This is a genomic window from Sphaerisporangium viridialbum (genome assembly GCF_049674955.1).
GTDB lineage: Bacteria > Actinomycetota > Actinomycetes > Streptosporangiales > Streptosporangiaceae > Sphaerisporangium > Sphaerisporangium viridialbum.
Genome location: NZ_CP187232.1, coordinates 6001805 through 6016610 on the forward strand (window position 1 = coordinate 6001805; position 14806 = coordinate 6016610).

Consider the following 14806-nt stretch of genomic DNA (forward strand, 5'->3'; position numbering starts at 1 on the left):
GACCGACTCGATGCGTTGCCCGAAGTGCCAGGGTTCCATGCGGACCTACGACCGCAACGGTGTCCACATTGAGCAGTGCGACAACTGCCGCGGCATCTTCCTGGACTACGGAGAGCTCGAGACCCTGTCCCGGGTCGAGAGCCAGTGGGCCCAGCAGCAGTACTCCGCTCCGCCGCCGCCCCCGCAGCACGGCGGGCCGGCCTGGGGCGCGCCACACCACGGCGGCCACCGAGGCCACCAACAGCGCAGCTGGGTCGGCATGCTCTTCTCCAGCTAGGCCTCCAGCCTCAGCGCGAAGTCCCCGATCGGGGTCGGGGTGACCGGTCTTCCCCGACCGGTCACCACCCACCAAGCTCGTTCACGATGTGGTGCGCCTGGTATGCGGTTAATCAGGCCATTTGTCCACGGCGCTGCGGTTCCGGTCGCCTTGACACCGTCGCGGGTCTCCTCGATCATCGACCAGATGAGCGCCCCCCGGTGGTTACCAGCAGCGCTTGCCATGACCTTCGTCCTCGCCGCGTGCAGCCCCGGTGGCGACTCCTCGCGACCGTCGCCGGGCGCCTCCACGGGCGAAGATTCGGCCGAGGGCACGCCGTCGGCGAGTGCCTCGGCCGGCACGTCCCCCGAGGAGTACCGCGCGGCGCTCGCGGCCGCGGCCGGGCCGGTCGGGTCCTCCCTTGGCGGGCTGGCCAAGTCCCGCTCCCTGAAGTCGCTGAACCAACGGCTCCAACGCGCCGAGAGCGCGGTCGCCGACGCGGTGGAGCGGCTCGGCACGGTGACGCCACCCTCAGAGATCGCGGCCGAGCACGCGGACTACGTCGCCGCGCTGCGCGGGCTGGAGGGCGACCTCGGCGGCCTGCGCGACTCGGTCGGCGGCCGGAAGCTGTGCACGTCATCGGCCGTCCTCGCCCGGCTCGGCAAGGCCGAGGGGTTCGGCGCCACCAAGTCGGCGGGTGGCGACCTGGCGGCCAAGGGCGACTACCCCGCGGACGTCGTGAAGCTGAGGACACCAAAGGAGCTCAACCGCCGCCCCGCCAACGGCTCGTTCCTCCGTGCGGGCAGCCGCAACGGGAACGGCCGCCTGACCGTGGACAACGGCGGCAAGTCCGACGCCGTCCTCACCCTGGTGCGCGGCAAGACCAAGCTGACGAGCTTCTACGTCCGCAAGGGCCGCAAGGCCACCGTCACCGGCGTGCCCGACGGCATGTACAAGGTGTTCTTCACCGGGGGCGTCGACTGGGACAGGGCGACGCGGTCGTTCACGCGCAACTGCTCGTTCGAGCGGTTCGAGGACTCGGTGAAGTTCAGGACGATACGCAGCGCCACCATGATCCAGTACAGCACCTGGACGATCACGCTGCAGCCGGTCGTGGGCGGCAACGCCAAGACCAGCGAGGTCGACCCCGACAGCTTCCCCGCCTGATCCCACTGTCCGGTGGAGGTGGCTACTCGACCGGCTACTCCACCGGCTATTCGACCGGGCGGAAGACGAGCAGGGATCGGGGGCGTTTGCGCAGGACCACCGCTCCCGGGGCGGTGAAGGTCTCGCCGTCTCTGGCCAGCCGCACCTCCGCCTCCGCGCCCGGCGGGGAGGCGACCCGCACGGTGTCCGCGCGCCACTGCAGGTAGTGGCGCGACAGCCCCACCCCGCCGAGGATCGTGCTCGCCATGGCCCGCAGGCGCGGCAGCCGCGAGGCCGCCGTCAGCAGCCGGATGTCCAGCACGCCGTCCTCCAGCCTGTCCCTGCGGGTCGGCGCCACGCCACGCGACTCGTACGCGCAGTTGCCCGCGAACAGCAGCCAGACCTTGCGGCGCACGCCGTCGACGACCAGCTCTCCGGGACGGCGGTTGTGCATGAGCACGTCGGCCATCGCCAGCACCAGGGCGGGCCACTTGCCGACCTTGCCCTCCCAGTCCTCGCGGCGGTCGACGACCAGGGGGTAGATGCCGAGGCTCGCGGTGTTGAGGAAGACCCGCCCCGCGACCTCGCCGACGTCCACCGCGACCACGTGCCCCGAGCGGTACGCGGCGGCGGCCTCCTGGATGGTCTCCAGACCGAGCGTCCGGGCGAAGTGGTCGAGCGTGCCGGCGGGGATGGGCAGCAGCGGCACCCCGTGCTCCAGCGCCGCCTGTGCCCCGCAGTTCATCGTCCCGTCGCCGCCCGCGACGGCGAGCACCTTGGCGCGCCCCGCGGCGTCCTGGAGCGCCTTCATCAGGTCGTCGCCCGGCTCGGCCTCGACGACCTCGGCCTTGGGCAGCGCCTTGCGCACGGCGGCGGCCGTGCTGGGGTCGCGTCCCGCCGCGTTGTTGACCACGGCCACCACGCCCTCGCCGTCGGGGTCGAAGTCGCCCAGCGGCGCGGTCGTGGCGACGCGCGCATCCCCGATGACGGTCTGGCCCGGCCAGAGGCGCTTGGTCACCAGCGCCGCCGTCACACCGAGCGCCATCCCTGCGAGCACGTCCCCGGGGTAGTGGACGCCGGTGTAGACGCGGGAGAAGCAGACGGCCCCCGCGGTCACGGCGACGGGCACGGCCACCCTGACCGGAGCCTCCATCGCCACGGCGGTGGCGAACGCCGCCGCGGACGCGGAGTGACCCGACGGGAACGAATGGGAGGACGGGATCCTGCCGAGGCGCGCCAGCGGGAAGTCCACGATGGACGGCCGCGCCCGGGCGAACGCCTGCTTGCCGAGCAGGTTGACCACGGGGCTCGCCAGGCTGATCGCGAGGAGCCCGCGCGTGGCGGCGCGGCGCATCTGCCTGCGGCCGGTGAACGCGAGGCCACCCGCGACGGCGGCCCAGAGCAGGGAGTTGTCGGCGGCCCGCGACAGGCGGGGTATCACGTGGTCGAACCCGGGCAGGTGCGCGGCGGCCACCGACCTGAACAGGCGCCGGTCGAGCTCGCCGAGCCGCTTCTTGATCCTCATGATGTCGTCAGTGGCGTTCCGCATGCCTTCGTTAGTGCCCAGGGAATTCGCGGGCAGTCACCGCCCGTAGAGATCGGCCTGGCACGTTCGCGCATGTCGCCGGGGGTCGGGCCCGTCATCCGCCGTACGTACGGATCGTCCGCGCGTCAGGGGAGAGGGCGGCGGCCTGGGAAGCCGAGATCGCTCCGGTGGTACCAGCCGAGCCCGGTCTCGCCCTCGATCCAGCACAGGCGGACCGACACTCCGCCGAGGAAGGAGGGGAAGTCCACGAGCACCGGCGCGATGCCCTTGATCTCGATGCCCTGCTCCTCGAACCAGCTCAGGATGTCGGCGACGCGCGCCTCGAAGCCCTTGGCCTCGGGGATGCCGCCGAGCGCGGAGTGCCCGGAGCTTCGCAGGTCGTGGCTGAGCTCGGCCAGATCGGCGCGGATGGCGACGACCTCTCCGACCTTTTCCCGTACGAGCGGCATGAGGCTCCGCGCCTCGTCCACCGTGAAGGTCCTGTCCACAACCGGAACGCTATCCCCCGCCGGGGCCGGGCGCGTCACCGCCGAGGGCGTCGCGGAGCACCTCGTCGACGTCGAGCTCCAGCACCCACGCGTCCAGCCCCCCGTAGGCGTGCGGCCGTCGTGCCGGGGCGCCCGCCCGCTCGGCCCGCACCTGGCTGAACGCGGCGCCGAAGAACCTCTCCTCCCCCACAAGGCGGCACAGCCCGATCACCTTGGCATACAGAAGCGGAGCCTCCCCCGAGCCCGAACCCGGACCCGCGCCCGGCACCGGGTCGTGCTCGGCCGGTGGCGTGGAGTGCTCCCCGAGCGCTCGGGCCACGGTCTCAGAAAGCACCGGATCACTGCTCACGCCCACCTCCCGTAACCAAGTGTGTCGCCATGGTGACATCGATGGGTCTGCCCGGAGGCCGTAAGCCTCCGGGAGGGAGAGATTTCTTCTACCGCGGATCATGCCCGTACGCAGAGGAGTAAGTCGTTATCTCGCAGGCCCCGGGACGCCCAGGCCCGGCGCCGCAGGGCTTTCGGCCGGCCGAGCGCGATGTGGCCGGCGAGGGACTCCTCGGTGTGACGGGCGGGGGGCGGAGGGAGTCAGGTGGGCAGGCGGGCCCGGTGGACGCGCCTGGCCTCGTCGATCAGGCGCAGGTGGTCGTCGAGCTGCTCCTTGGTGTCGAGCCGCGCCCGGTCCATGATCAGCCGTTCCAGCAGGTCGAGCCATTCGAGGCACCAGTGGATGTCCTCGGCGCGGGCTACCCGCCGGCCGCGCACGTCCACGTACACCGGGCTGGTGTGCGCGAACACCTCGGTGAACAGCGACCGGGGGTGGGGGCCGCCCTCGGCGAGGGCAACGACGTAGGTCGGCGCGCCGACGGTGAGTTCCGCCGTGAGCTCGCCGGGCGGCCCCTCGGCCAGCACGCCGTCCGCCGTGCGGATCGACAGCCGCTCCACCTCAGGGCCGATGACCCGCACCCTGACCCGCACCCGGTCGCCGGGGGCTCGGTCGATGGTGTCCCCCGGCCCGTGGCCGTCCACGGTGAGCTCGACGAACGGCCCCGTGGTCGCGAACGTGCGCCCGCGCCGCACCGCCTCGGCGTAGGAGGCGGCGGTCAGCGGCCCCTCAACCCTGGCGTACGTGCGCTCCCAGCCGGGCGGGCTCGCGACCATCTCCATCCGCTGGCGGGTGAACGACAGCATCGAGTCGGTGCCCGCGACGGCGGCCAGGCGGTTGCCCGCGCCGAGCAGCCGCCGGTACACCGCCGACGACCCCTCGGCCGAGGAGAAGTGCAGCACCTCCATGGTGTCGACGAGGCCGAGCGCGGCGTCGACCACCGCCGCCCGCGCCGTGCACGCCGGCCGGCCGGTGCCGATGACGTCTTCAGGGGTCTCGACGGGCGAGTGGAAGGCGTGGGCGTAGCCGACGATCGCGCCGAGGCCCCGGAGCTCCTCGCACGCCGCGCTCGTGGGCGGCCAGTCGGGCGTGCCGGCGAACCCGCTGTGGTAACGGCCGGGCGGGGCGGTCAGCCCGAAGGCGTGCAGGTGCCCGAGCAGGTCGTTGCGGTACTCGACGCCCATGCGGGCGACGTGGGTGGCGTCCGACCACGGCAGGTCCTCGCCCGCCCAGTGCTCCAGCGCCTCCCGGTCGAAGACGCGCGGGCCTGACACGTTGGCGGCGAGCAGATTGAGCACGTGCAGGTCCTCGCCGTGCTGCATGGCCGCCGCCGTCGCCGGGGCGGCCACGACGTCCCCGACGAAGTTCAGGTGCACATGCAGGTCCCCGCCGTACCATCCCTTGGCCGCCGCGTCGTACAGCCGCGCCGGGGCCGACTCGACCAGGGTCTCGCCGCGGGGGGTGACGGCCGTCTCGGCGAAGCCGTACTCCATCCCCCGCGCCACCCGGACGCTGAGCGGCTCGGCGGGCACGTCGAGCACGAGGTCGTCGCCGTGGAAGTACGGCAGGCCGTGGTAGTCGCGTCTCGGGGGCGCGCCGTCGGGGTACCAGCCCTGGCCGTCGGCGCTCCACACGCTCCACCGGCACGGGAACCCCGCGCGCACCCGGAGCCGCGCCCTCGGCGCGAGGCGGATCCGCCCGCACAGGCCGACCCGCTCGCCTCCCGCGGTCACCTCGGTCGCGCTGTCCAGCTCGACCAGCCGCGCCCCGCCGGGGGCGACGCGGTACGCCCACCCGCCCGCGCGGACCTCCGCCTCCGTCTCGCGGCCGTTGTCGATCAGCAGCGCCACCGGCACCGGCGGCCCGCCGTACCCGCCGTGCCCGGCGGGCGTCCGGGCGTCCTGCCCGGAGGCGGACGTCCGGCCGTCCGGTTCGAGTGCGGTGCGCGGGCGGACGTCCAGCCGGTGCCCGCCGGGCGTGAGCCGCAGCACCGCGAGGCCCTCGGGCGGATCCCCGGCGGGCCCCTCGGCGAGCGCGTCCCTCAGCACGATGTCGAAGTCCAGCTCGCGCACCCGTTCCTCGTGCTCGGCGGCGGTGGCGTCCGGATGCTCGGCGCGTACCCGCTCGGAGGCGGCGCGGAAGAACGTCTCCTCGTCGACGAACCGCGACGGGCTCATCGACCTGACGTACGCGATCGGGGGCTCGCCCCAGCTCATCCCATGCTCGGCCAGCGCCTCGCGGTACTCCCCCAGCGCCCTGGCCACGACGTCGGGCAGCATCGGATCGTCGGTCATTGTGGTCCTCCCGTATCGCCCCGTTGTGCGGCAATGGTCACACCGGCGGGAGGTCCCGGCGCGTGGCGGCGTGGAGCCGGGTGAGGTTTCTTCCCACCCTGGATCGCCTCTGTACATAGCCGGATGAAGCACCTGGCAGGGTCTCCAGGGACGAGGGCTCCTCGGTGTCGCCGCACTGTCCGCCGCATCGAGCCCCAGCACCCCGCGGCGCGCCCGAGCGGGGAACGCGAGGACCGATAGCCGCCAGCGCCCTCGCGCGCGCACGGGCAGGGTGGTCACATGACCACCACCACGACCACCGGGTTCCGTATTCACGTCATCTCACCTGAAGTGCTGGGGAAGGTTCGGGCGGGCGCGGGCGACGCTTCGGGCCGTCCGGCCGAGCGCCTCCCGGCCGAGGGCGGGGAGCCGCTGCGCTGCTGCCTGCGCGACGCGCGGCCGGGCGAGGAGCTGATGCTCTTCGGCTACGAGCCGGAGATCCCGCCCAGCCCGTACCGCGAGATCGGCGCCGTGCTCGCGCACGCGCGCGCCTGCGCGGGCCCGGCGACCCCCGAGAGCTACCCCGGGGACTGGTACGGCCGCCCGCAGGTGCTGCGGGCCTACGACGACCGGGGCTGGATCCACGACGCCACCCGGGTCCACGACGGCCGGAACCCGGAGGCGGTGATCGCCGAGATGCTCGCCGAGCCCGGCGTCGCGCGCATCCACAGCCGCAACGTCTCCTACGGCTGCTACATGTTCGAGATCACCCGGCCGGACTGACCCCGGCCCGCGCGCGGGCGGGCGGCTACCGGCCGTCGCGGCCGAAGGCGGCGAGCAGGCGGTCGGCGGCGAGGGCGGGGGTGAGGGTGCCCTCCAGCACCTCGCGCTCGACCTCGGCCGTGATCGCCGCCACCTCGGGGTTCTCCTTGAGCCTGGCGAGCAGCCGGTCGCGCACGAGGGTCCAGGTCCACCCGACCTGCTGGCGGCGGCGCTTGGCGGCCAGCTCGCCGGAGGACTCCAGAAGGTCCTGGTGGCGGACGATGTGCCGCCACAGCTCGGAGAGGCCGGTGCCCTCCTGCCCGCTGCAGGTCAGCACGGGGGTGTTCCACGTGCCGCCGCCCGCCCGCAGCAGCCGCAGCGCGCCCGCGAGCTCCCTCGCGGCCTTGCGCGCGTCCATCTCGTGGGAGCCGTCGGCCTTGTTGACCGCGATCACGTCGGCCAACTCCAGCACGCCCTTCTTGATGCCCTGAAGCTGGTCGCCGGTCCTGGCAAGGGTGAGGAGCAGGAAGGTGTCCACCATCTCGGCCACGGCGGTCTCGGACTGCCCGACGCCCACGGTCTCGACCAGGACGGTGTCGAACCCCGCCGCCTCGACGACCACCATGGCCTCGCGGGTGGCCTTGGTGACCCCGCCCAGGGTGCCGGAGGTGGGCGAGGGGCGGATGTAGGCGTTCGGGTCGGCCGAGAGCCTTCCCATGCGGGTCTTGTCCCCGAGGATGCTGCCGCCGGTGCGGGTCGAGGACGGGTCGACGGCCAGCACGGCGACCCGGTGCCCCTCGCCGGTCAGGTGGACGCCGAGCGCGTCGATGAACGTCGACTTGCCGACCCCCGGCACGCCGGTGACGCCGACCCTCCTGGCCTTGCCCGACAGGGGGGTCAGCTCGACGAGCAGCCGCTGGGCCAGCTCGCGGTGGTCGGCCCGCGAGGACTCCACCAGCGTGATCGCCCGCGCGATCCACCCGACGGAGCCCTCCCTGACGCCCTGGACGTAGTCCTCAAGCCGTGGCATGGCCCAACCGGCCGGACAGGTCGCGCAGCAGGTCGAGGGCGGCGTCGGCGATGACCGTGCCGGGCGGGAAGATCGCGGCGGCGCCGGCCTCGCGCAGCGCGCCGAAGTCGCCCGGAGGGATCACCCCGCCCACGACGATCATGATGTCGCCGCGGCCGAGCGCGGCGAGCCGGTCGCGCAGCTCGGGCACGAGCGCGAGGTGGCCGGCCGCCAGCGAGGAGACGCCGACCACGTGCACGTCGGCCTCGACGGCCTGGCGCGCCACCTCGGCCGGGGTCTGGAACAGCGGGCCCACGTCCACGTCGAAGCCGAGGTCGGCGAAGGCGGTGGCGATGACCTTCTGGCCACGGTCGTGCCCGTCCTGGCCGATCTTGGCGACCAGGATGCGCGGCCTGCGGCCCTCCTCGCGCTCGAACGCGGCGCAGGCGCCCCTGACCTTCTCGATGCCGGCGGCGTCGCCCGCCTCCTCGCGGTACACCCCGGAAATGGTACGGATCTGGCCGGCGTGCCGCCCGAAGACCTCCTCCAGCGCGTCGGAGATCTCGCCGACCGTGGCCTTGGCACGGGCGGCGTCGACGGCCAGGGCCAGGAGGTTGCCGTCGCCCGCCGCGCCGCGGGTGAGGGCCGCGAGGGCGTCCCGGCAGGCCTGGTCGTCGCGCTCCTCCCTGAGGCGGCGGAGCTTCTCGATCTGCTGGGCGCGCACGGAGGTGTTGTCGACCTTGAGCACCTCGATGTCCTCGTCGGACCCGGCGCGGTACTTGTTGACGCCGATCACCGGCTGCCTGCCGGAGTCGATGCGCGCCTGGGTGCGGGCGGCGGCCTCCTCGATGCGCAGCTTGGGCAGGCCAGCGTCGATGGCCTTGGCCATGCCGCCCGCCTGTTCGACCTCCTGGATGTGCCCCCACGCCTGCCGCGCCAGCTCGTAGGTGAGCCGCTCGACGTACGCGCTGCCGCCCCACGGGTCGATCACCCGGCAGGTGCCCGACTCCTGCTGGAGCAGGAGCTGGGTGTTGCGGGCGATGCGGGCGGAGAAGTCGGTGGGCAGCGCCAGCGCCTCGTCCAGGGCGTTGGTGTGCAGGGACTGTGTGTGCCCCTGCGTCGCCGCCATCGCCTCCACACAGGTGCGCACGACGTTGTTGAAGACGTCCTGCGCGGTCAGCGACCATCCGGAGGTCTGGCAGTGGGTGCGCAGCGACAGCGACTTGGGGTTCTCCGCGCCGAAGCCCTTGACGAGCTTGGCCCACAGCAGCCGGGCGGCCCTGAGCTTGGCGACCTCCATGAAGAAGTTCATGCCGATGCACCAGAAGAACGACAGGCGTGGCGCGAACGCGTCGACGCCGAGCCCTGCCCCGACCCCCGCCCGGAGGTACTCGACCCCGTCGGCCAGCGTGTAGGCCAGCTCCAGGTCGCACGTGGCCCCGGCCTCCTGGATGTGGTAGCCGGAGATCGAGATGGAGTTGAACTTCGGCATCCGCTCGGAGGTGTACGAGAAGATGTCCGAGATGATCCGCATGGACGGCTCGGGCGGGTAGATGTAGGTGTTGCGGACCATGAACTCCTTGAGGATGTCGTTCTGGATGGTCCCCGCGAGCTGCTCGGGCGCCACCCCCTGCTCCTCGGCGGCCACGATGTAGAGCGCCAGCACCGGGAGCACCGCGCCGTTCATGGTCATCGACACGCTCATGCGGTCGAGCGGGATGCCGTCGAAGAGCTGCCGCATGTCGTAGATCGAGTCGATCGCCACGCCCGCCATGCCGACGTCGCCCGCCACGCGCGGGTGGTCGGAGTCGTAGCCCCGGTGGGTGGCGAGGTCGAAGGCGACGGAAAGGCCCTTCTGCCCGGCGGCCAGGTTGCGCCGGTAGAAGGCGTTCGACTGCTCGGCGGTGGAGAACCCGGCGTACTGCCGGATCGTCCACGGCTGGTTGACGTACATCGTCGGGTACGGGCCGCGCAGGAACGGCGCGATGCCCGGATAGGTCGACAGGAAGTCCAGCCCGTCGAGGTCCTCGGCGGTGTAGAGCGTTTTGACGCCGATGCCCTCGGGGGTGTCCCACGTCAGGTCGGACGGACTCTTGCCGACCTGCTCCTGCACGGCCCGCGCCCAGCGGTCGAGGCCGGGGTCTCCGTCTGGAGTCCCCTGGTTCAGGGGGATCCCTGAGAAGTCGGGAATCATGGGGTCACTCCCAGATCGTCGAACGTGGTGCGGAGCACTTCGAGCACGTCGCAGCCGGCGTGGAGGACGGCGTCCACGCCCTCGTGGCCGCCCTTCCCCGCCAGCCAGATCCTTCTCGCGCCCGCCCGCCTCAGCTCGGCCGCGACCGCCGCCGCGTGCTCGGCGTACAGCGCGTCGCTGGAGCACAGGCACGCGACCGTCGCGCCGCTGCGCCGGAAGGCCCCGGCGATCTCGGCGGGGTCGGTGCCCGGGCCGCTCAGGACGGTGGCGATGCCGCCTGCCTGGAAGAGGTTCGCCGCGAACGAGGCCCGCGCGGTGTACGCGGCCACCGGGCCGATCGTCGCCAGGAAGACCTCGGGCCTGGCCTCGGCCCGGTCGGCGGCGTCGCGCAGCTCCTCGAAGCCCTGCGCGTAGTGCACCCGGGGCAGGCCGCCGCCCGGGGGCTCCGGAGCGGGCTGCCGGGAGGGGCGCCGCTCGGCGAGGTCCGGGAACTCGCTCACGCCGGTGATCGGGTCGCGGCGGCGGGCGATGCCCGCGGAGCGGCGCGCCCAGGTGGCGGCGAGCCGCTCGGGGATCAGCCGGTCGAGGGCCGCCTCCGCGCCGCCCGCGCGCTCGATCTCCTGGAACCACTCCCAGGCCCTGCCCGCGAGGTCGGCGGTGAGCCGCTCGGCGTACCAGGAGCCGCCGGCCGGGTCGACGACCCTGGCGACATTGGCCTCCTCGACCAGCAGCGACTGGGTGTTGCGCGCGATGCGGCGGGCGAAGGCGTCGGGCAGGCCGAGGCGGACGTCGAAGGGCTGCACGGTGACGGCGCCGGCGCCGCCGATGCCGGCGCCGAAGCAGGCGAGCGTGGTGCGGAGCATGTTCACCCACGGGTCGCGGCCGGTCATCATCGCCGAGGAGGTGACCGCGTGCTGCGCCTGGCCGCCGTGCGCGGGGACGCCACAGGCCTCGGCGACGCGCGACCAGAGAGTGCGCGCGGCCCGGAACTTCGCGATCGTGAGGAACTGGTCGGCCGTGGCGGCGTACCGGAACTCGATCTGCCCGAACGCCTCCTCCACCGGCAGGCCGGCGCCGGTCAGCGCGCGCAGGTAGGCGACCCCGGTGGCGATCGAGCAGCCGAGCTCCTCTGCGTCGGACCCGCCCGCGTCGTGGTACGGGGTGGCGTCGACGGTGATCGCCCGCAGGGAGGGCACCTCGCGGGCGCGCCGGGCGAGCTCGACGGCCACGGTCATGTCGGCGGGCGCGCCCGTCCTGGCCCGCAGGCCGAGGGGGTCGGCGCCGAGGTTGCCGCCCGCGGGGGCGATGCCGCGCTCGGCCGCGAGCCGCAGGAAGATCTCGGCGGCCTCGCCCGTGCGGGCTCCCGCGTCGAGCACGACGGGGGCGAGGTCGAGGTAGACGCCGTCCAGGACGCGGGGCAGCGCGGCCGGGTCGAGCCCGCCGTCGCCGAGGACCAGCCAGACCGAGGTGACGCCGTTCTCCAGGTCGGTCAGCACGGCCTCGCGGGCGACCGCCGGGTCGGGGTGGGCGTGGCGCTGGCGCACGTCCCAGCCGGACACCGCTCCGCCGGCCGGGCGGGTGCCCCGCGTGTAGGGGGCGAAGCCCGGCACTCCGGAGTCGCCGGGCAGGTCGGCCGCGTCGTACAGGGGCTGGAGGGTCACGCCGTCGTAGGTCGTGAACCCCAGCGCCTCCTCGGGGGAGCCGGCCTCGGCACCGGACCTGCGCAGCACGCCCAGGGCGAGTCGCCGCCAGTCCTCCCGCGTGCCCGGCGGAAACCCTGCGGCCGGATGGAGTTCCTCAGGCTGCACAGTCATGTCACGGATCGTAGGCGCTGACGATCCGGGACCACACTTCGGGGACCCCTCTGGCGGGTCTCAGGCGATCGGGGCCTCCCAGGCGGCGTCCCAGGTGTCCTTGCCGACCACGCCGTCGACGTCCAGGTGCTGCTCCCGCTGGAACCGGCGGCACAGGTCCCGGGACGCCGGCCCGTACGCGCCGTCCACGTCGAGGGTGAAGCCGCGCTTCTCCATCTGGGCCTGCCAGGTGCGCACGTCCTCGCCGCGCATGACCGGCGGGTACTTCAGCAGCCTGCCGGGGAACTTCGGGTGCTCGGCGGGGCCCGGGTCGGTGGGGCCGGTCGAGCCGCCGGGGCGCGGGGCGCCCTTCTTGACCCACGCGTACAGCGCCGTGCCGGGGCAGTCGGTGGAGTAGCCGTCGCGGTGGCCCTTGATCTCCTTGCCCGCGCCGCCCTTCTCGCGCAGGTAGTCGATGGCGTCGAGGATGCCGTGGAGCATGCCGTCGGGCGGCTGCGTGAGGCCGGAGTTGCCGACCAGGCCGAGGACGGCGTAGTGGCCGGTGTTCAGGCCGGGCCCGTTGGCGGCCGGCAGGTGCCCGGGGCCCCGGCCGACGAAGACCTTGCGGTGCGGGCAGGCGACCATGCTGTAGCCGATGTCGAGCCAGCCGTTCCCGTCCATGTGAAAGCTCTGGATGGATTTCACCATGGCGACGCACTTGGCGTGGTCGTCCACGATCGAGGGTTCGACGCGGCCACCGGTGTAGTGGACCTTGACGCCCTTTGTGGAGGTCAGCGTCGTATAGGAGCCACGCGGGGCGCGGGCCCCCCAGTCTTTACGCGTCACGAGGTCGATGGCCACGAACTTCTCCCAGGGGGAACGACATTCAGGACTGATGGACCACTGTCCTCCCACAGGGCGGCCAAACCAGCCCTTCGCGGCTCGCAGTGGACCGATCCGCGCGACCAACCCTAACCATGGACACATGACCACATGACGGGTTTGCCGATGTCTCTTTAGCACATCACATTGATTTAACGGGCTTCCCGGGAAAATACGTGGACTCCACACGCCATGGGCCTGAATCATGAATATATGTCCGTTGTGGAGGAGGTTCGTTTCCCCGCCGCCGAAGCCCTGCCCATGAAGGTGTGGCTCGACGACGGCGACTCGCCGATCGATGTCATCGACGCCCTCGCGCTGTCCCCGTTCGCCACCGGGAACCAGCCCTGGGCACGTTCCACCAACCTGGAGCGGGTGCGTCCCGACGCCCCGCTGATGCCGGCGCGTGCCCGGCTGACCCGCGCCGCGAGGGAGGACGACGGCCGCGACTCGCGCCTGGCGTGCGGGGACGGCTGGACCCTCAGGGTGGTGCGGTTCCGCAACCGCTCGGCCGTGCTCACCGTGACGGCGGTCAGCGACGAGCTCGCGCGCTCGGTGCTGGAGGAGTCCGTCAAGGACGCGGTCGAGCCGCCTCCCCAGGATGCCGGCCACGTCGACATGGGTTTCTGGTGGACGGGCGCCCACGGGCCCCGCCGTACCCAGCGGCCGATCACCGCGCCGCGCTGGCCGGCGATCAGGGCGAACTACTCCCGGGTCGCGGGCGAGGCGCTCCAGAGCCTCATGGCGGTGACCCCGTCCGACGTCAACGGGCGGCTGATCCTGCTGCACGGTCCTCCGGGAACCGGCAAGACCACGGCCCTGCGCGCCCTGGCCAGGGAGTGGGCCGAATGGTGCCAGGTCGACTGCGTGCTCGACCCCGAGCGGCTGTTCTCCGACCCGGGCTACCTGATGGAGGTCGCCGTCGGGTACGACTCCGACGACGAGAACCACCGCTGGCGGCTGCTGGTGCTGGAGGACTGCGACGAGCTGATCCGCGCCGAGGCCAAGGACGCCACGGGCCAGGGGCTGTCCCGCCTGCTCAACCTGACCGACGGCCTGCTCGGCCAGGGCAGGGACGTCCTGGTGGCCGTGACCACCAACGAGGACCTCGCCCGGCTGCACCCGGCCGTCGTGCGACCGGGACGCTGCCTGTCGCAGATCGAGGCGGGCCGCCTCTCCGCCCAGGAGGCCGCCGCGTGGCTGGGGTCCTCCGAGGGCGCCGGCCCGTCGGGGGCGACGCTGGCGGAGCTGTTCGCCCTGCGCTCCGGGCGGGCGCCCGCGGGCCCGGCCGCGCCCGCCGAGGCCACCGGCCTGTACCTCTGACCGGGCGGTCGCCACCGGGCACCTTCCCCCGGCCTCTGTCCGGGCGGTCGTGACACGGTGCCTCCCTCCGGCCCGCCGGGGGGAGGTCAACCGTTCCCCCAGAACGGGCCGGCCAGGCCGAGCTCGTGGAAGAGCGCGCGGGCCTCGTCGGGGGTGCGCCTTCGGTACTCCCTGGTGAGCCGCCCGGCGTACCACCGGGTGGCGAGCAGCCACAGCGTCCGCATGTCGAGGATCACGCCCCGGGGGTTGCGGCTCTGGCGCAGCCATCGCCCCACGTGCTCCTCCGAGCAGAACAGCGACTGGTGCCCGCAGGCGAACATCACGTCGTCCCACATGCGCGGGATGGGCACCAGGAAGTGCGCCACCAGCTCGGCCGTCGGCGGCTCGTCCGGGTACACGTCGAGCGCCAGCGCCCTGCCGCAGCCGGGACAGTGGGTCGCGACCATGCAGTCCCGGCCGATCAGCGCGGGGATCGCGAACGAGTCCCAGGCGCAGCCGCCCCACCACTTCACCTTGTCGCTGGTGACCACGAACCCGAGCGGCACGGCCGACCACGGGTGGGCCATGAGGATCGAGCGCCTGTCGCCGTCGAGCACGAGAAGGTGGGCGTCGTGCAGCGCCCTGAGCGCCGCCAGCGCGCCGGAGGGCTCGATCCCGAACTCGGCCGCCACATCCTCCGGGCGCGGCGGATCGCCCCGCTCGGCGAACCGCCGGTAGACGAACGTCCGCACGTCTGCGAGATCGTGCAT

13 protein-coding genes are annotated in these 14806 nt (G+C 73.1%); 4 read left to right on the top strand and 9 right to left on the bottom strand.

The features are described 5' to 3' along the window. Positions 1 to 10: 10 nt before the first annotated feature. Complete coding sequence (locus ACOZ38_RS26915) at positions 11 to 277, top strand: zf-TFIIB domain-containing protein (protein WP_405150951.1); 267 nt, start codon at positions 11 to 13, stop codon at positions 275 to 277. Between the two features lie 186 nt (positions 278 to 463). Further along, positions 464 to 1423 (top strand): hypothetical protein, encoded by a 960-nt coding sequence (locus ACOZ38_RS26920; RefSeq protein WP_424533940.1) that lies wholly within the window; start codon positions 464 to 466, stop codon positions 1421 to 1423. Between the two features lie 46 nt (positions 1424 to 1469). Here ACOZ38_RS26920 and ACOZ38_RS26925 read toward each other — a convergent pair whose 3' ends face one another. The 4 genes from ACOZ38_RS26925 to ACOZ38_RS26940 all read right to left on the bottom strand — a co-directional run bounded on the left by ACOZ38_RS26925 (position 1470) and on the right by ACOZ38_RS26940 (position 6115). Further along, complete coding sequence (locus ACOZ38_RS26925) at positions 1470 to 2951, bottom strand: phosphatase PAP2 family protein (RefSeq protein ID WP_424533941.1); 1482 nt, start codon at positions 2949 to 2951, stop codon at positions 1470 to 1472. A 122-nt stretch (positions 2952 to 3073) separates the two neighbouring features. Beyond that, a complete protein-coding gene (locus ACOZ38_RS26930; protein ID WP_424533942.1) occupies positions 3074 to 3436 on the bottom strand; it encodes a DUF2203 domain-containing protein in 363 nt (120 codons plus the stop codon). Positions 3437 to 3446: 10 nt separating this feature from the next. Next, the gene (locus tag ACOZ38_RS26935; RefSeq protein ID WP_424533943.1) at positions 3447 to 3785 is read right to left on the bottom strand and encodes a hypothetical protein; all 339 of its coding nucleotides are present in this window, start codon (positions 3783 to 3785) and stop codon (positions 3447 to 3449) included. Between the two features lie 239 nt (positions 3786 to 4024). Then, positions 4025 to 6115, bottom strand: a complete 2091-nt coding sequence (locus ACOZ38_RS26940) for a CehA/McbA family metallohydrolase (RefSeq protein WP_424533944.1) — start codon at positions 6113 to 6115, stop codon at positions 4025 to 4027. A 279-nt stretch (positions 6116 to 6394) separates the two neighbouring features. Between ACOZ38_RS26940 and ACOZ38_RS26945 the strand changes: the two genes are divergently transcribed. Beyond that, positions 6395 to 6877: a DUF1203 domain-containing protein gene (locus ACOZ38_RS26945; RefSeq protein WP_424533945.1), complete on the top strand. Its 483-nt coding sequence runs from the start codon at positions 6395 to 6397 to the stop codon at positions 6875 to 6877. Positions 6878 to 6902: 25 nt separating this feature from the next. On the opposite strand, the gene meaB is transcribed toward ACOZ38_RS26945, so the two are convergent. Genes meaB through ACOZ38_RS26965 form a run of 4 tightly spaced genes read right to left on the bottom strand, consistent with a single transcriptional unit; the run spans position 6903 to position 12713 of the window. After that, a complete protein-coding gene (gene meaB / locus ACOZ38_RS26950) occupies positions 6903 to 7886 on the bottom strand; it encodes a methylmalonyl Co-A mutase-associated GTPase MeaB (protein WP_405150963.1) in 984 nt (327 codons plus the stop codon). Next, positions 7873 to 10059, bottom strand: a complete 2187-nt coding sequence (scpA, locus tag ACOZ38_RS26955; RefSeq protein ID WP_424533946.1) for a methylmalonyl-CoA mutase — start codon at positions 10057 to 10059, stop codon at positions 7873 to 7875. The genes meaB and scpA overlap by 14 nt, the downstream gene beginning before the upstream one ends. Next, a complete protein-coding gene (locus ACOZ38_RS26960) occupies positions 10056 to 11873 on the bottom strand; it encodes a methylmalonyl-CoA mutase family protein (RefSeq protein WP_424533947.1) in 1818 nt (605 codons plus the stop codon). Before ACOZ38_RS26960 ends, scpA begins: the two co-directional genes overlap by 4 nt. 60 nt (positions 11874 to 11933) lie before the next feature. After that, a complete protein-coding gene (locus tag ACOZ38_RS26965) occupies positions 11934 to 12713 on the bottom strand; it encodes a peptidoglycan recognition protein family protein (protein ID WP_424533948.1) in 780 nt (259 codons plus the stop codon). A 234-nt stretch (positions 12714 to 12947) separates the two neighbouring features. Here ACOZ38_RS26965 and ACOZ38_RS26970 point away from each other — a divergent pair, with 234 nt between their 5' ends. Beyond that, entirely contained in the window at positions 12948 to 14057 is a 1110-nt protein-coding gene (locus ACOZ38_RS26970) for a DUF5925 domain-containing protein (protein ID WP_424533949.1), read from the top strand. A gap of 86 nt (positions 14058 to 14143) precedes the next feature. On the opposite strand, the gene merB is transcribed toward ACOZ38_RS26970, so the two are convergent. After that, positions 14144 to 14806, bottom strand: a complete 663-nt coding sequence (gene merB, locus ACOZ38_RS26975; RefSeq protein WP_424533950.1) for an organomercurial lyase — start codon at positions 14804 to 14806, stop codon at positions 14144 to 14146.

Excerpts from the sequence above, each read along its gene's own strand:
- ACOZ38_RS26915 (WP_405150951.1), top strand. The coding sequence starts at position 11 with ATGCGTTGCCCGAAGTGCCAGGGTTCCATGCGGACCTACGACCGCAAC.
- ACOZ38_RS26920 (WP_424533940.1), top strand. The coding sequence starts at position 464 with ATGAGCGCCCCCCGGTGGTTACCAGCAGCGCTTGCCATGACCTTCGTC.
- ACOZ38_RS26925 (WP_424533941.1), bottom strand. The coding sequence starts at position 2,951 with ATGCGGAACGCCACTGACGACATCATGAGGATCAAGAAGCGGCTCGGC.
- ACOZ38_RS26940 (WP_424533944.1), bottom strand. The coding sequence starts at position 6,115 with ATGACCGACGATCCGATGCTGCCCGACGTCGTGGCCAGGGCGCTGGGG.
- ACOZ38_RS26945 (WP_424533945.1), top strand. The coding sequence starts at position 6,395 with ATGACCACCACCACGACCACCGGGTTCCGTATTCACGTCATCTCACCT.
- meaB (WP_405150963.1), bottom strand. The coding sequence starts at position 7,886 with ATGCCACGGCTTGAGGACTACGTCCAGGGCGTCAGGGAGGGCTCCGTC.
- scpA (WP_424533946.1), bottom strand. The coding sequence starts at position 10,059 with ATGATTCCCGACTTCTCAGGGATCCCCCTGAACCAGGGGACTCCAGAC.
- ACOZ38_RS26960 (WP_424533947.1), bottom strand. The coding sequence starts at position 11,873 with ATGACTGTGCAGCCTGAGGAACTCCATCCGGCCGCAGGGTTTCCGCCG.
- ACOZ38_RS26970 (WP_424533949.1), top strand. The coding sequence starts at position 12,948 with ATGTCCGTTGTGGAGGAGGTTCGTTTCCCCGCCGCCGAAGCCCTGCCC.
- merB (WP_424533950.1), bottom strand. The coding sequence starts at position 14,806 with ATGCACGATCTCGCAGACGTGCGGACGTTCGTCTACCGGCGGTTCGCC.